A 15,052-nucleotide genomic window follows, 5' to 3' on the forward strand; every position below is an offset into this window, starting at 1 on the left:
GCCGTCACCGGCCCTGGTCGGGTTCCAGTGGATCGTTCCCGACTCGATGTCCATCGCGTCCGACGCGACCTGCATGAGCATCTCGGGCGTCACCAGCGACTCCGGCGGAGCGTCACCGGCCTCGACCCACACGACCTCATGGTCCGCGAACCACGCCTCGACCGCCTCGGCCCAGCCGTCCATCGTGGGTTCGCGCCAGTACGCGCTGGAGCAGATGCCGCCGTACCAGTGCCCCTTGTCGTCGTCCTGGTGCTCCTCCCAGCCGTCGATCTCCTCGAAGCCGCCGAGCCCGTGCTCGGCCTGGTGAGCCGCGGGGCTCTGCACCCACTCGGCGTATCCCTTCCCGGTGTCGATGGACTGGTACCAGCACAGCGGGTGCAGGGCGATGTTCGTGGTGTCGATGTCGACCGAGCCCGCGCCGGGAACCACGCCGTACCCGGTCACGGTGACGGTGATCGTTCCGCCGCCGCTCGACGCGCTGCCGCAGCCAGTCCGGCCGCACGCGGAATCTGCGGCTGCCGCCGGCGCTGCCGCGGCGACGACGAGACCGGCCAGAAGGGCGCCGGTCGCGGCCCACGCCCTCAGCACGCGTCCCTCACCGTGTAGGACTGCACACGCCACCCCTTGGGGGTCTCGCCGACCTCCATGCGCACGATGGCGGGGTCGAAGCCGGCCTCGGGCCCGGTGGTCTTCTTCGTGCCCTTCGTGAACACGGCATCGTCCATGGTGTTGCAGACGTCGATCACGACGGTCTTCGTGCCGCTGTTCACGTCGACGAAGGCGTCAGAGGCGGACCCGGACGTCGTGATCTTGCGGTCCTTGTTGCCCTCGACCTGGTTCCGCACGATCTGGACGACGTCGGCCGAGGCGACGTCGTCCAGGGCGGAGGACACCGCGCCGGTGGTCATCGAGCGCCAGAACTCGACCTCGAATCGCATCAGCGTCTCGGCCGCGCGGGCCTCGTCGCCCGTCACGTCCGGCAGCGCCGTGAAGAACATGCCGACGTCGGGGTCGGAGCCGTCGGCGAGCGCGGGCGCCGTGGCGGTCGGCACCACGGTCGGGGTCGGGGACGGCGCACGGGACGGGGTCACCGAAGCCGACGTGGTCGGCACCGGGGCCGTCGCCGTCCCGTCGTCGCCCGTGCAGCCGGAGGTGGCGAGGACAAGAACCACAGCGCCCACCAGCGGTGCGAGCTGCCACGCTCCGTGCACTGCTCGGCGTCGAGCCGTCACGAGCCAGCCAGCCCGGTCGAGGCGGCCACCTGCGACGAGAGCGCCGGCAGGTCCTTCAACGGGTCGCGCCCGTCACCCTTCCAGGTGCTCGTGAGCGCCACGACCTGGTCGCCGACGAACACGACCGAGCTCGCGCCCACCGACCCGCTCCACGCGGCCCCGTCCAGGTCCGTGTACCGCACCGACGGCTCGGTCACGCCCGTGGCGGTCCCGTCCACCTCAGCGCGCAGCTTCTGGCCCTCGGTCGACGACGCCGGCAGCACGCTCACGAACACCATGGCGCCGTCGACGAGGCTCGTGTCGGTCGGCCAGATGTCGCACTCGCGCTTGCCGTCGGCGTCAGCGGTCTCGAGGTCGCCCTCGACGCGGCCGATCTCGAGGCCCATGGCGGCCTCGACGTCCACGCGATCCATCCCGCAGGCGAGGTCCGCGCCAGCGGCCGGCTTCGACGGGATCTCGGTCGGCATCGGTTCCTCCTTGGTGGACGACGTGCACCCCGTGACCAGGGTGCCGAGCAGCAGCGCGGTCGCGAGGCCGAGCGCGGGCGCCCGCCTCACAGCGGCAGGCCCCACTGGTCGCGGTAGGTGCCGATCACACGCTCCGCGACGATCGTCTTCATCGCCGACTTGTTGTACCAGTCCTGGTACGCCTGGGACCCGGTGTCGAAGTGCGGGGGCGGACCGGCCTGGATCGCCGCAGCGGGTGGCGGCGTGAAGTCGTAGCCGCGCTCGGCGGCACCCTGGACGGCGGCGTCGTCGAAGTAGCCGCTCGCCAGCAGCTGGTTCATCGTGGCGTCGGCGAGCTGCGTCTGGACCTTCTGGCTGAGCTCGGTGTACGTGGCACCCGAGTCCTGCGCGGCGCTGCTCCTGATCTCGTCCAAGGTCGCGTCCTTGGCCTGATCGACGCCGAACTTGAGCCACTTGGGCTTGATCTCGGGGATGTACGGGATCGCGGAGGCCAGGCTCAGGGCGTCGGCGATCGCCTCGGCACGCTTCTTCTGGTACTCCTCGTCCGACTTGTCACCGCCGTACGCGGTGTCCAGCGTCCAGCCGATCACCTGCGACGCGTTGGTGATCGCGGGGTTCGAGTCGTCGCTGACGCCGCCCGTGATGAAGTTGGCGGCCGCGTTCGGCTGCTGGAGCATCGCGTCCGTCAGGCCCTTGTTGACCGCGAGGTTCTGCGCCTGGAACAGCCCTGTCATGAACGGCGTCAGGTCGTTCTGGTTCTCGCCGAGGGTCCCGACGATCTTGGCGAGCAGGGCCTTGTCGAGCACGGCGCCGTAGGGCATCTCCGCGTCGAACAGGTCACCGCTGCCGGGCTGCGACCACCCCTGCGCGAGGTCGTCGTGGTCGTCGAGGATCACGCGGTACGCGTCGGCACCGTACGAGGCGAGCATCTGCGCGACGTGCGAGCGCAGCCCGTCAGACATCTTCCAGCCCTCGTGCTGGCCGAAGACGAGCCAGCCGTCGGACTGGCCCTCGCCGGTCTTGTCGCCGATGAGCGCGAACGTCTGCGAGGCCAGGTCCGCGGAGAGCTTGCCGGACGCCTCGCTGTTGCGGAGCTTCGTCGTCGCGGCCTCCAGCGCCGACCCGAGCGCGCCGCCGTTGGTGGCGTCGATGTCCCAGCGGCGGTCGACGACGAGGTAGGCGAGCCGGTCGGAGACGACAAGGTCGTGACCGTCGATGCTGACCTTCCGGTCGTCGCCCCCGCCGAAGAAGTCCTGCGCGGCCTCCGGGTTGTTCCCGAGCGCCGCCATGATCCCCGCGAGCGGGTCGCGGAAGCGCTTCCCGTCGGCGTCGTAGACGCCACCGTTCGGGTCGTCGCTCCCCCGCGGCTCCCAGACCTTGCCCCGGTCGTCGCCGAGCTCGCGCTCGTAGTCGTAGACGCCCTCCGCGATGCTGGTGAGGAACGGCGTGCCGTAGTGGCCCGCGTTGAGCAGCACGGTCAGCGCGTTGGCTCGGTCGACCTGGCCGCCGCCGCCGTCGTAGTACGGCGAGGTCGGCACCTCCGCCTCGATGGTCGTGAGCCAGCTGGCCGCGTAGTCCGACGGGAGCGCGAGGTCCCCGGTGTTGCGCGTCGCCGTGGCGACCGTCGTCGACATGCCGTTCAGGAGCATGCCGTACCAGGCGTTCTCTGCGTCGAGCTCCTCCTGGGTGCTGCTGCCGTCCTGGTCGGAGCGGTTGTACCCGAGCTTGATGACGACGTCCGCGAGCTCGTCGGCGCTGAGCGCGTGGGCGAACCCGGCCGCGAAGTACGGGTCGTCCTGCATCTCGATGATCTGGGCGATCAGGTCGTCGTCCGGCTTGCCGCCGTCACGCAGGGCCTCGGCCGCCTCCTGCCCGGCCTGCTGCGCCTTGTCCGGAGCCATCGAGGAGATGTCGGTGACGTCGTCGAGCTGCACCGTCCCCGTGGGCCAGGTCGGGTTCGAGCCCTCGAGCGCCTGCGCCTTGGCGAGCCGGCGACGGGCGTCGGGCAGGACGTCCCGGGCCCAGTCCGCCGCCGTCTGCATCCCCTGGGTGTCGGAGGTCGCGAGGTCGTAGCGCGACAGCGTGGTGCGCAGCGAGCTGCGCGCCGAGTCGAGAGTCTCGATCCCGCTGGTCAACCCGTTGACGAGCTGCTGCATGCCCGCCACGTCGATCTTTGCCACGGCCATGTCAGTACCACGTCGCTCGGTAGTCGGAGGGGTCGACCTTCGCGGGCTCGCGCGAGTACCGCGACGTCATCTCCGCCACGCTGTCGTCGCCCGCGGTGCCCGCCTTGGTCTGCATGTCCGTGCAGTCCTTCGAGAACGTGTCCGCGGTCGTGCTGACCCAGGCCTCGTTCGTCAGCGCGCTGAGCACCGCGGAGAACGCCGAGCCCGCCGAGGACGCCTGGGTCTGCGCGCCAGGCGTCGCCCCGTGCAGCGCGCCGCGGTACCGGTTCTCGACCTTGTCGGGGTCAGTCATCCCGCTCCCTCGTTCGACGTGTGCTCGGAGATCTGCCTGCTGCGCCCTCCGCTCATGGCACCGGCACCTGCACGCTCTGCCACTGGCCCGCCAGCGACAGGATGCCGCGGCCCGGGACCGGTGCGCCGATGACCGAGCGCGGCAGCCGCAGCCCGAAGACGTCGCCGTCGTTCGGCGAGCCGGGCGCCAGGAGCAGACCGCTGCGCGACTTCTTCAGCGTCGGCGCGGGTCCGCGGTAGGAGCCCGACAGCTCGTCGGTCGTCCCGCCCGCGACGACCAGGCCCGGGCGGTCCCGCAGCGCACCGACGTGCTCGACCACGGCGTCGGCCAGGTGTCCGTCCGTGCCGAGCAGCTCGAGGTCGTCGATCACCAGCAGCGTGGGCGGGCCGTCGCCGGGCACGAGCTGGTCGAGCACCGCCTTGATCTCGTCGCGCGTCGACTCGAGCGTGAGCTCACCGACGATGCCGGACGCTCCCGACAGGTCGCGCAGCGGGCTGCGCCGCGGCGTCACGGTGCCGACGAGCCAGCCCCGCTCCAGCGCAGAGGTGGCCATCGTCAGCAACGTGGTGCTGCGCCCCGAACGACGCGGGCCGACGACGAGCACGCCCGGCCCGTGCTCCTCCGCCTCGAGGCCGAACAGCGTGAGGCTGTCGCCCCCGACACCCGCCGGGAGGGCCGTCGCTGCGAGCGGGGTGCCGAGCGCGCTCGCGTCGGCGAGCGAGATGCGCGTGGGGAGGTCGTCGACCCGGAACGGCGCATGGGCGGCAGGCACGGTCCCGGCACGAGCGCTCGCGTCGCGCGCGATGCGCTGCAGCGCGGCGACCTGCTCGGCGCCGCCGACCTCGGCGTCCAGGACGCAGACCTGCACCTCTTGGCTCCCGCGCGAGCGGAACGCGCGGCCGTCGGCGATGTCCCCGGGGACCTGGCGCGGCGTCATGCCGACCGCGGAGTAGTCCCCCGCGTCCGGCATCCGCAGCATCACGCGGTCCTCGGTGAGTGTGGAGATGCGCCCGTTGAGCAGGCTGCGGTCGCCGCTGAGGATCACCTTGACGCCCGCGCCGGGGCCCTCCTGCAGGATCTGGGTCCACAGGTCGAGCAGGATGCCGGAGTCGTAGTCCTCGAAGGCCTGCACGAAGCCCTCCCAGCGGTCGAGGAGAACGACGACGTACGGGAGGCGCTCGTCGCCGTCGACGTTCGCGCGCTGCTCCGTCACGTCGGCGAAGGACTGCTCGGCGAGCAACCGCTGCCGGCGCGAGATCTCGGCGCGCAGCCGGCGGGTCAGGCGTGCGAGCCGCTCGGGCTGGTCGCGCGTGACGACGGCGCCCGTGTGCGGGAGGCCGACGAGCGGCAGCAGCGCATTGTTGCCGCAGTCGACGCCGTACAGGTGCACGTCGCGCGGCGAGGTCCGCTCGCCGATCGCGGCGGCGAACGTGCGCAGCGCGGTCGAGCGCCCCGAGCGCGGGCCGCCGACGACCGCGAGGTGGCCGGAGAGGGCGACGTCGTGCACCGCGACGTCGCGACGCTGCTGCGAGGGCAGGTCCACGAGCCCGTACGGGAGCGCGAACGGCGAGTCGGGCAGCCCGCCCCCAGCCGCCTCGCCGAGCTCGTCGAGCGTCACGACGGCCGGCATCGCGGGCAGCCACGGCGGCGGCGGCGCCGCGATCCCGGCGAGGTCGGCCGCGCCCTGCACGGCGGTGACCAGGGACGCGAGGTCGGTCGGCGTCTCCACGTCGTCCTCGCCCGTGGACCCGGGTGTGCGCACCGGGCGGCCGAGCGCGGCCCACGCGAGCGACGAGACCGCGACCGCCCCGCCGCGCGACGCGCTCGGCGGGCGTCCGCCGACGCGCGACGCCTGGAACGCGGCCAGGCTCGAGTGTCCGAGCCTCGCGTACGCACGGCCGGGCAGGCTCTGCGCGATCTCGGCGGCCTCGGGACCCTCGATGACGTCCTGGCTGTCGTTGCGGTCGGTGACCCGCAGCGCGATGCGCAGGTTGGTGTTCGACTTGATCTCGGCACTGACCACGCCAGCCGGCCGCTGGGTCGCGAGCAGCAGGTGGACACCGAGCGAGCGCCCGCGGCGGGCGATGTCGACCAGGCCGGTGACGAAGTCGGGCAGCTCGGCGACGAGCGCGGCGAACTCGTCGATGACGATGAGCAGGCGCGGCATGGGGTCGTCGTGCGGACCCCGCGTGGCGAGGTAGTCCTCGATGTCCTTGGCCCCGGCGCCCGCGAGCTGGTGCTCCCGACGGCGCAGCTCGGCGGCGAGGCTCTCGAGCGCGCGCGTGGTCAGGTGCGTGTCGAGGTCGGTGACCATGCCGACGGTGTGCGGCAGGTTCTTGCAGTCCTTGAACGCCGCGCCACCCTTGTAGTCGACGAGCACGAACGTCATCTCGTCGGGCCGGTTGCCGACCGCGAGCGACGCGATGAGCGTCTGCAGCAGCTCGGACTTGCCCGAGCCGGTCGTGCCGGCGACGAGGCCGTGCGGACCGTCGGCGCTGATGTCGACCGTGAACAAGCCGTCGCCGGTCTCGCCGATGACGGCCTTCGTCGTGCGACCGCCCCCGGCCCAACCCTGCGCCACGGCGTGCGCCTGGGGTGGGTCCAGCTGCAGGACGTCGAGCAGGCGGGACGACGAGGGCAGCGTGGAGGACAGGTCCTCGGTGCTGATGTCGCGGATCGGCGACAGCGCGCGGCTCAGGCGCTCGAGCCACGCACCCTCGACGAGGTCCGCGCGCACGCCCTCGACGGGGTCCTTGCCCGCGACCGAGACGGTCGTCGCGTTGCCCTCGAGCCGGACCACGGCCTGGCACTCCTCGGGCAGCTGGCGCTCCTGCTCGTCGAGGCACAGGAACAGCACGCCGACCGCGGGGCCCTCCCGGAGCAGGGTCACGAGGCCGGGCAGCAGGCGGATGCGGCGCGCGCCGTCGAGGACGACGAGCACGGGCGGCGGCAGGATGTCGGCGACCGACGAGAACCCGCCCGAGCTGCTGGACGCGGCCTTCCTGCGCTCGACGAGATCGAGCAGCTCGGCGACGCGTCGGGCGGTCGTCTCGTCGTCGTTCCCGACCGAGACCAGCGGTCCGGCGTCGCGGCGCAGGTGCGGGAGCCACCGCACCCACCGCCAGTCAGCCTCCGACTCGGGCTCGCTCAGCAGCACGATCGTCACGTCCGCGGGCGAGTGCGACGCTGCCACCTGCGCGACCATCCAGCCGGCGACGGCGCGGCGGTCCTCGTCGCTGCCGGCCACCCCGGTGACGCCGACGCGCGCGAGGGGCACGGCGACCGGGACGTCCGCCGAGGTCCAGTGCTGGATCTGGTCGTGGTCGTCGCGGGCCGGGTCGCGCAGCGACACCTCGCTCGCCACGTCGGCCGTGCCGACGCGCGCGAGCATCCAGTCCGGGTCGGTCCGGCGCCGCTCCCACAGCCGCGACCGCGGTCCGGTCGCGAAGAGCAGGACGGAGGCCGGGTCGGGCAGCTCGCGGCGGCGCGCGGCGCTCTCGGACGTCAGCGCGGCGTACGCGTCGGCCTCGATCCGGGCGGTGCGCTCGGTGAACGACCGCACCGCGTCCACGTGCTGGCCCCGCCGCGACTTGCGCGACGTCATCCAGTTCGACAGCGCCATGAGCGGCGAGAGCGCCATGATGATCAGCGAGTACATGCTCCCGGTGATCGCGAACATCGCGCCGCCCATGACCACGGGCAGCAGCATCATCATGAGCGGGAACGCCTGCTTGTCGGGCGTGCGCGGCTCGGCCGGCAGCCGGAAGTCGCTCGCGCGAGCCGGGGGCAGCAGCCGCGGCGGGCGGTTGAAGTCGAGGGTCGCACCCTCCGGGCTGGGCGACAGGCTCGCGTCCGGTGGCTCGTGGTCGGCAAGCTCCAGGACTGTGTCCCCCACGACGAGCGACGCGCCGGTCTCCCAGGTCCGTGGCGTGCTCAGCGGCAGGCGACCGAGGTGCAGGAACGGGCGGTCGGCCTCGGGGTCGAGCTCCTCGATGCCGGCGGTCGCGCCGCGCGCCTGCGCGAGCAGCGCCGAGTACTTCTTGGTCTTGCGGGCGGGGGCGGGCGTGCCGCTCGCGTCCTTCGACCGCACGACGATCGGGCCCTCGAGCGGTCGGCGCCGCAGCGGCGCGGCGATCGAGCGGCCGACGAGGTCCGCGGCGGCCGAGACGGTGACCGACCCGTCGACGCCGACGTCGAGGAGCACGGCCTGCTCGGGCGCGTCCTCGAGGCGGACGGACGCGGACCGCCCTGACCCGATGGAGTGGTGCCCCGGCGAGAGCCGGTGGACACGCCCGGCGCCACGGCCCGAGACGACCCGGATCTCGCTCGCCCCGAACGGCTCGTCCCACGGGTCGGCGACGTCACGACCGAGGCCGACGAGGTGACCGTGCCGTAGCGGGCTGGCCTCCACCGTCTGGGTCGCGTCCAGCTCGCGTCCACGCCACCACAGCGGCACGGACGCGTCCCGCTCGGCCCGGACCACCTGCACGACGCCCAGGTGACCGGACCCGCGCGGCACCACGTTCTGCTGCTCGAACCTCAGCGCACCCGCCAGCGCGGACGCCAGATCGCTCACCCGCGAGCCGGACGCGCACTCGGCGACGACGTCGACGAGGTCGGCGCCACCGGGCACGGCAACGCTCAGGATCAGGCGCACGTCACCTCCCGGACTGGTTCGGAACAACGGACGACGGCCCGCCCCTGCCGGGGCGGGCCGCCATGCGCGGTACTCAGATGCGGTCGCCCTCGCCGGTCGCCGCCGCGATGTTGTTGTGGTTGACCTTGACGTCCTTCGCGGCACCCTCGAGCGCCTCGTTCAGCTTGTCGAGGTTCGCGCGGTAGTCCGTCCAGGCCGTGCGGAAGTCCTCAGAGTACTTACCGGTCCACACGGCACTCTCGAGAGCGGAGTCGACCTTCGTCTTGATGTCGTGGGCTTCCTGCGCCTTGGCCACGAACGTCTTGTGGAGCGCCTGAAGGGTACTGAGTTCTGCACCGACCGCCACGGAGATCTCCTTTGTTTTCCAGTGGCGCCCCCATGACGCCACCCCTTGTTGTTCACGCTATCGCCAGTTCTCCGACGGGGCAGGGGAACCGGCGACTTCTCAACTCCCGGTGGCCCGTGCGGAACCACCCGTGGGAGCAAGCTCTTCGAGGAGCGCGGCCGTCGGGGCCGAGATCTCCCGCACACCGGCGTCACGCAGCTCGCGCTGCATCTCGTCGGCCGCCGCACGCACACCGTCGGGCCCGGACTCGAGCCAGACCGCGCGCAGCAGGTCGCGCCACAGCAGCTCGTCGGTCGGGGCCACGTCCAGCCCGGTCTCGACCGCCGCCCTCGCGCCGCTCGGGTCGTCGCCGTCGAGGCTGAGGACCGCGAGCCGGTGCGCGGCATCGACCAGGGTGGTGCGCGCGTCCCGCTCGAGCCGCGCCCGCGCGAGCCACGAGTACCGGCCGGTCGGGACCTCCTCGAGGGTCTCGCCGCGCACGAGGCCGAGGGCCTCGCGCAGCGCGTCCGCCTCGGCCTCGCGCGTCGTCGCGGTCCGCGACGCGGCCAGCAGCGACTTCACGACGTCCCAGTCGAGCACCGCCCGGGCGCCGAGGACGAGGTTGCCGTCCATCGTGTGCCGCAGGTGCGGCGCGCCGTGCGCGTCCTTGCCGAGCCAGTCGCGGGCGCGGGCGACCGTCGCGTTGACGACCGCCGTGGTCACGCCGCGCGGCCAGACCGCCGCGCCGAGCACGGTGGGGTGCACGCCCTCGGGGTGCAGCGCGAGGTGCACGACGAGCTCGGTGCACAGCTCGCGCCGGTCGTCGTCGATCGGGCCGTCGGCCTCGACCCGCGGCGTGCCGAGCACGAGCACGCGCACGGGCGCCGCCCACAGGTCCGCGCTGCCTACCGCGCGGTTCGTCGGCGGCAGGTCGGGGCGCTCGAGGTGCCCCTCGATGTCCACGCCGCCGACCTCGTCCGCCACGGGCTCCTCGGCGGGGGCCAGCAGCTCGCCCAGGGCGCCGATGCGGCGCTCGGACAGGCGGTTCGCGGTGACGCTGAGGCGCAGCAGGCCGATCGAGGCCGCGCCGTCGGCGTCCACCTCGATCCGCCACCGGGCGCCGGGCACGTCGCCGACGACGACGGCGCCCCACGGTGCACGGCCGGCGCCGGTGGCGACCTCGGCGACCCGCTCGGCCGTTGCTGCCGAGGGGGCGCTGCCCGCGACCAGGTACTCGGGCGTGATGCCCGCACCCGGGCGCAGCCGACCGGCCAGGACGCTCGTGCCCAGCACGTCACGCTGCCGGGCGACGAGCTCGGGCAGCGCGTCGGCGGCGTCGGCGACCGCGCGGTAGCGCTCGCCACCGACCTCGGCGAGCGTCTCGGGCAGGTCGACACCCGTGACGCGCAGGCCGTCGGACCATGCGTTGGTCACCAGCTCCGCCGCGATCGCGGTCGCGACCTCGCGGGCGACCGTCTCGTCACCGACGATGCTGATCGGACCCTGGGCGGCCTCGAGGTCGACGAGCACGTCGGCCTCCTCCGGGCTCCGTCCGAGCGAGACCAGACCGGGGTACGGCGCGGCGATCCCGCGAGGCACGGAGACCGGTGCGTCCGCCGCGAGGTGCCACTGCCGACCGTCGTCGCTCGCGGTCCACGGCTCCGGCGCGTGCACGTCCGCCGGGGCGAGGAACAGGGTCAGCGCCGTGTCGTCGATGCTCGCCGCGTAGACCGCCGGGAGCTCCTGGCCGGCGGCGGCACGCAGGCCGGCAAGGTGCCGCAGCGAGGTGTCGAGCCGGCGGGCGCGGGCGGGGTCGGCGCCGACCCGCAGCGCGACCTCCATCTCCGTCGCGTCCGGACCCGGCTGCGGCGTGCGGCGACGGCGACGCAGCGCGACGACCGCAGCCAGCAGGCCGGCCGCGAGCAGGCCCGAGCCGACGAGGCTCTGCGCGTCGGTGACGGACCCGGTCTCGGCAGCGGGAGCCGCCTCAGCCGGTGCCTCGGCGGGCGGTGCCTGCTGCTCGACGGGCGCGGGGGCGGGCGTGGCGGGCGCCTCGATCGGCGCCTCCTCGGTCACGGTCACGCGCTCGACGTCGGTCGCGTCCTCGGGCATGACGAGCAGCCAGCCCGGCTGGATCAGCCGGGCGAGCGTGAGCTCCTGACCGTCGGGCTGGTCGCGCCCCTTGTTGAGCTCGAAGATGTCGTGGTACCTGCGGCCCTCCCCCAGGTGCCGCTCGGCGATGTCCCAGAGGTTGTCGTGGTAGCGCCCCTCGGGCGGGTTGACGACGGCGACGCGCTTGCCGACGAGCTCCTTGCCCTCGTCCTCGTCGAGCACGATGTCGCCGAGGTGATAGGTCTTGGCACCCTCGGTCTGCTGGACCGGCGCGGCCGGCGTCTCGGCCTGCGCCTGCGCGCCCGGGACAGCGGAAGCGACCGCCGCGACGTGCGAAGAGGAGACGTGCTCGACGGTGGCGACCGTGACCGCGTTCGCCTGACCGGCGGCCGTGACGAGCAGGAGCACGGCCGCGACGAGCGTCCGGGCGGCCCGCTGGCTCGGGCCGGCGAGCGGCACGCGCGCGGGCATGCCGATCCCCCGCACCGCCGAGCGCAGCTCGACGAGCACGCAGATCGTGAATTGCAGCCACGCGAGCCAGACGATCCAGACGAGGACCGTGATGATCTGCTCGATGCCGATCGAACCCGACAGGTCCTCCCGCGTGGGCAGCGACGTCGGCAGGTGGGGCCCGCCGCCGAGCAGGAGCAGCGCCACCGGCACGCCGACGACGAGGAGGAGCAGCGCGAGTGCAGCACCCAGTCCGTTCCAACGAGAACGGGTCGCCTCGATGTCACCGGCGGCTTGCTGGAACCGCTGAGGACCGCGCTCGGGGAGCGGCTGCCCGCTGTGGTCTGTGCTTCGCACCTGTGCACTCACGGTGCACCTCCGATCTCGTCGACGATCCCGACGGCCGCACGAGCGGACGCAGAACCGGTCACGTGGAACGAGTTGATCATGATCAGGGACAGCAGGGACGTCTTGATGTCGTCGCCCACGCCCACGCTCACGGTGACGCCGTCGACGGCCACCTCGACGTCGCCGCGGCCGTAGCCGCGAGCCGCAAGGAAGTCTGCGGCGGCCTGCCGGGCTGCCGGCTTGTCGAGCACGATGCGGCCGTCGCCGCGCAGCTCGCCCTCGTCGATCTGGTTGGCACCGGCGCGCGCGGCCTGCTCGGCGTCGTCCGTGGCGGCGGCGCGCGCGTTGATCGCCCGGCCGCCGTCGACGACCAGCCCGGCGAGGATCATGAGCGCCACGACGAGGCCGATCACGAAGACGGAGACGCTGCCTGCCTCGCGGTCGTTGTCCAGCCTGCGCATCACGGTCCTCCCGTCCGACGGTAGCGGTCCAGCGGAGCTGAGCTCTGCTCGTTGATGGTCGTCGAGCCGGTCAGCCCGATCGGTGCGAGGCCGGCCCACGACACCGAGCAGTCGAGGCTCACGGTGATCGTCGCTCCTGCCACGAAGTTGCCGCTCAAGGTCGCCGGCCCGCAGTCGGCGGACTCCGGCAGTGCCGCCTCGGCAGCGTCGCGAGCTGCCCGAGCCGCAGCCGCCGGGTCCCGCTCCAGCGTCGCCGCGCGAACGGCCTCGCGCGTCGCGGCTCGGACGTCGCCCTGGGCTGTGACGAACCGACCCATCGCCACGATGAGCATGAGGATGAGCAGCAGAGCCGGGACGAGGATCACGATCTCGACGGACATCGCCCCCCGGTCGTCACGAACCCGCCCCGCCCGCGACCCGGTCACAGGTCTGGCCTGAACTGCTCGATCGGCCCCTCGACCGTTGCCGACACGCGTGGGGCGAAGCCGACCACGAGCTCCATCGACCGGCCGCTGACCGTCGCCCGCACCTGGTCGCCGGGGATCCGCACGACGGTGACGGTGACGTCCCGCAGGCCCTGCCCGCCGACCGCACGGGCGTAGGACTCGCCACGGTTCTCCGCCGACGCCAGCGCGGCCGGTGTACCGCCGCCGACCCGGGCGATGCGTGCAGCCTCGCGGGCCGCCGCACCAGCCACCGAGTCGCCGTACCAGCTCAGCGCGCACTGCACGAGCAGGAAGGTGATCAGCATCAGCAGCGGCGCGTAGAGCACGAGCTCGACCGAGGACGCACCGGACTCGCGGTCGCGCACCGCGCGCCGCAAGCGTCGGTGCAACCAGGTCACGGGGCGCCGCCACCCCCGCCACCGCCGCCGCCAGGCGCATCCGGAATCTGGATCTGCTCAGCACGCCCCTGAACCAGGTTGAAGATGATGAGACCGACGGCGGCAGCCAGGGCCACGAGGACTCCGGTGATGATCACCCACTCGATCGCCGACGCTCCCCGGTCCTCGGTGCTGCGGGCCAGCGCGAAGCGCCGGCGCAGCTCCATGACCAGGAACCCCTGCGGAGTGTGAGGCGAGAGACTGAACATTCTGTGCCTTTCGTTGGAGCGACCGTTACGTCTGATCATGGCGCCTGCGGCGCTCACACGCCTTGGAAGACTGTGTCCACGGCGGGGTAGAGCAGGAAGATGAGGAATCCGAGGCAGAGCAGGAGCTGCGCGACGAGCATCGACTGCGAGCTCTCGCCCGCCTTGCCCTCCGACTCGGCCAGCTCGCGCCGGCGCAGCGACCCTGCGCGCGCCGACAGCGAGTCCCGGACCTTGGCGCCGTCCTCGGCAACCAGCGCGAGCGCGGCCGCCAGGTCCCGTAGCTCGTCGATCCTCAGCTCCTCGCCGAGCATGCCGAGTGCCGACCACGGCGTCCGGCCGTGCAAGCGGGCCGAGCCCAGCGCGTTCCGGATGCGCACCATCGCCCACCCGTCGCTGAGCTCGGAGGCGCTCTGGAGTGCCTCGGGTACGCCCCGGCCTCCGGCGAGGCTCATCGCCACGAGGTCGAGGAACGATCCGACGACGTGCCGAAAGTCGCGTCGCCGCGCCCGTGCCTGGCTGCGCACGAGCAGGCTGGGAACCCAAGCACCCAGGAGTGCGGCCAGAAGGCTGAGCGCGAAGGGCACTGCCAGAGAGACCGGCGCACCGACCGCGACGGCGAAGGTGGCTAGAGCGATCGGCACGAAGAACGCGACGACGGCAGCGAGCACAGACGTCGCCAGGTGCGCCTCGAGCGTGCGGCCGACGACCGCGAGATCGGACCGCAGCTGGCCGAGCTCGACACCTGTGCGGGACAGGAAGCCCGCGGCCGAACGTCCAACCGTCCGGATCCAGTCGGCCTCGGGCGCGCGGGTCGGGTCTGCCGCGAGCGTCTGGGCGCGTTCGCGCACCTCAGCACGTCGGACGTCGAGGCGTACCAGCGCGTTACCGGGCTGGCTGCGCGGCGGAGCGACGACGAGGACGAACATGAGCACGCCGATGCCGACGACGGCACCCGCGATCAGGGCGAGGATCATCGCTCCTCCCCCTCGACGAGGAAGCGCGCAGGCATGTCCACGCCGGAGAGGCGCTTCATCCACCAGAAGCCCGCCGCGAAGAGCACGGCGATGAGAAGGAGGACGAGCTGCCCCTGGAACGAGCCGTACGGCTCGACGTACTGCGGGTTGACGACCGTCAGCAGAGCCATGACCGCGAGCGAGAAGACCGTGACGATCTGCGCCGACCGCCGCGTCGAGCTGCGCGCCGCGGTGACCCGCTGCCGCATCTCGAGCTCGGCGCGCGCGGCCTCCGACAGCGACGTCAGCACCTGGCGCAGACCTGGTCCACGCAGCTTGGCGTTCAGGACGAGGGCGGCCACGACGAGGTCCGCGCTCGGGTCGTCGAGGTCGTCGGCCAGCCCCCGCAGCGCGACGGGCAGCGGCACGCGAACCCTCAGTCGGTCGACGAGGAGGCGCAGCTGTGGCTGGATCGCG

Annotated in this window: 14 protein-coding genes; all 14 read right to left on the bottom strand. The window is 72.9% G+C overall.

What is annotated here, in order from left to right:
• The coding region (locus D1825_RS04365; RefSeq protein WP_138067452.1) for a hypothetical protein at window positions 1–588 on the bottom strand (588 nt) is incomplete at its 3' end.
• Complete coding sequence (locus D1825_RS04370; protein WP_138067453.1) at window positions 582–1,172, bottom strand: hypothetical protein; 591 nt, start codon at window positions 1,170–1,172, stop codon at window positions 582–584. The genes D1825_RS04365 and D1825_RS04370, both read right to left, overlap by 7 nt.
• Before the next feature lie 56 nt (window positions 1,173–1,228).
• On the bottom strand, window positions 1,229–1,789 hold the full coding sequence (locus D1825_RS04375) for a hypothetical protein (protein ID WP_118766242.1): 561 nt from the start codon (window positions 1,787–1,789) through the stop codon (window positions 1,229–1,231).
• Window positions 1,786–3,885 carry a DUF6571 family protein gene (locus D1825_RS04380; protein WP_118766243.1) on the bottom strand — a complete coding sequence of 700 codons (2,100 nt, stop codon included), beginning with the start codon at window positions 3,883–3,885 and terminating at the stop codon, window positions 1,786–1,788. The genes D1825_RS04375 and D1825_RS04380 overlap by 4 nt, the downstream gene beginning before the upstream one ends.
• A 1-nt stretch (window position 3,886) precedes the next feature.
• A complete protein-coding gene (locus D1825_RS04385; RefSeq protein ID WP_118766244.1) occupies window positions 3,887–4,177 on the bottom strand; it encodes a hypothetical protein in 291 nt (96 codons plus the stop codon).
• 52 nt (window positions 4,178–4,229) lie between these two features.
• Window positions 4,230–8,834: an FtsK/SpoIIIE domain-containing protein gene (locus D1825_RS04390; RefSeq protein WP_118766245.1), complete on the bottom strand. Its 4,605-nt coding sequence runs from the start codon at window positions 8,832–8,834 to the stop codon at window positions 4,230–4,232.
• Window positions 8,835–8,907: 73 nt separating this feature from the next.
• Window positions 8,908–9,180 carry a WXG100 family type VII secretion target gene (locus D1825_RS04395; RefSeq protein ID WP_158580677.1) on the bottom strand — a complete coding sequence of 91 codons (273 nt, stop codon included), beginning with the start codon at window positions 9,178–9,180 and terminating at the stop codon, window positions 8,908–8,910.
• A 99-nt stretch (window positions 9,181–9,279) separates the two neighbouring features.
• Window positions 9,280–12,078 (bottom strand): hypothetical protein, encoded by a 2,799-nt coding sequence (locus tag D1825_RS04400; protein ID WP_118766247.1) that lies wholly within the window; start codon window positions 12,076–12,078, stop codon window positions 9,280–9,282.
• A gap of 8 nt (window positions 12,079–12,086) precedes the next feature.
• Window positions 12,087–12,530, bottom strand: coding sequence for a Tad domain-containing protein (locus D1825_RS04405; RefSeq protein ID WP_118766248.1), 444 nt, complete (start codon window positions 12,528–12,530; stop codon window positions 12,087–12,089).
• A complete protein-coding gene (locus tag D1825_RS04410) occupies window positions 12,530–12,910 on the bottom strand; it encodes a TadE/TadG family type IV pilus assembly protein (RefSeq protein ID WP_118766249.1) in 381 nt (126 codons plus the stop codon). Before D1825_RS04410 ends, D1825_RS04405 begins: the two co-directional genes overlap by 1 nt.
• A gap of 41 nt (window positions 12,911–12,951) precedes the next feature.
• Window positions 12,952–13,374 carry a TadE/TadG family type IV pilus assembly protein gene (locus D1825_RS04415; RefSeq protein WP_118766250.1) on the bottom strand — a complete coding sequence of 141 codons (423 nt, stop codon included), beginning with the start codon at window positions 13,372–13,374 and terminating at the stop codon, window positions 12,952–12,954.
• Window positions 13,371–13,580: a hypothetical protein gene (locus D1825_RS04420; RefSeq protein ID WP_118766252.1), complete on the bottom strand. Its 210-nt coding sequence runs from the start codon at window positions 13,578–13,580 to the stop codon at window positions 13,371–13,373. The genes D1825_RS04415 and D1825_RS04420 overlap by 4 nt, the downstream gene beginning before the upstream one ends.
• Before the next feature lie 95 nt (window positions 13,581–13,675).
• A complete protein-coding gene (locus tag D1825_RS04425) occupies window positions 13,676–14,596 on the bottom strand; it encodes a type II secretion system F family protein (RefSeq protein WP_118766251.1) in 921 nt (306 codons plus the stop codon).
• Window positions 14,593–15,052, bottom strand: a 460-nt coding sequence (locus D1825_RS04430; protein WP_199721494.1) for a type II secretion system F family protein, incomplete at its 5' end; no start/stop codon positions are given. The genes D1825_RS04430 and D1825_RS04425, both read right to left, overlap by 4 nt.

The organism is Cellulomonas rhizosphaerae, assembly GCF_003470205.1.
GTDB lineage: Bacteria > Actinomycetota > Actinomycetes > Actinomycetales > Cellulomonadaceae > Cellulomonas > Cellulomonas rhizosphaerae.

Bases quoted from the DNA above. Each gene is read 5' to 3' on its own strand.
- D1825_RS04420 (WP_118766252.1), bottom strand. From the start codon at position 13,580: ATGGAGCTGCGCCGGCGCTTCGCGCTGGCCCGCAGCACCGAGGACCGG.
- D1825_RS04405 (WP_118766248.1), bottom strand. From the start codon at position 12,530: ATGCGCAGGCTGGACAACGACCGCGAGGCAGGCAGCGTCTCCGTCTTC.
- D1825_RS04410 (WP_118766249.1), bottom strand. From the start codon at position 12,910: ATGTCCGTCGAGATCGTGATCCTCGTCCCGGCTCTGCTGCTCATCCTC.
- D1825_RS04385 (WP_118766244.1), bottom strand. From the start codon at position 4,177: ATGACTGACCCCGACAAGGTCGAGAACCGGTACCGCGGCGCGCTGCAC.
- D1825_RS04380 (WP_118766243.1), bottom strand. From the start codon at position 3,885: ATGGCCGTGGCAAAGATCGACGTGGCGGGCATGCAGCAGCTCGTCAAC.
- D1825_RS04425 (WP_118766251.1), bottom strand. From the start codon at position 14,596: ATGATCCTCGCCCTGATCGCGGGTGCCGTCGTCGGCATCGGCGTGCTC.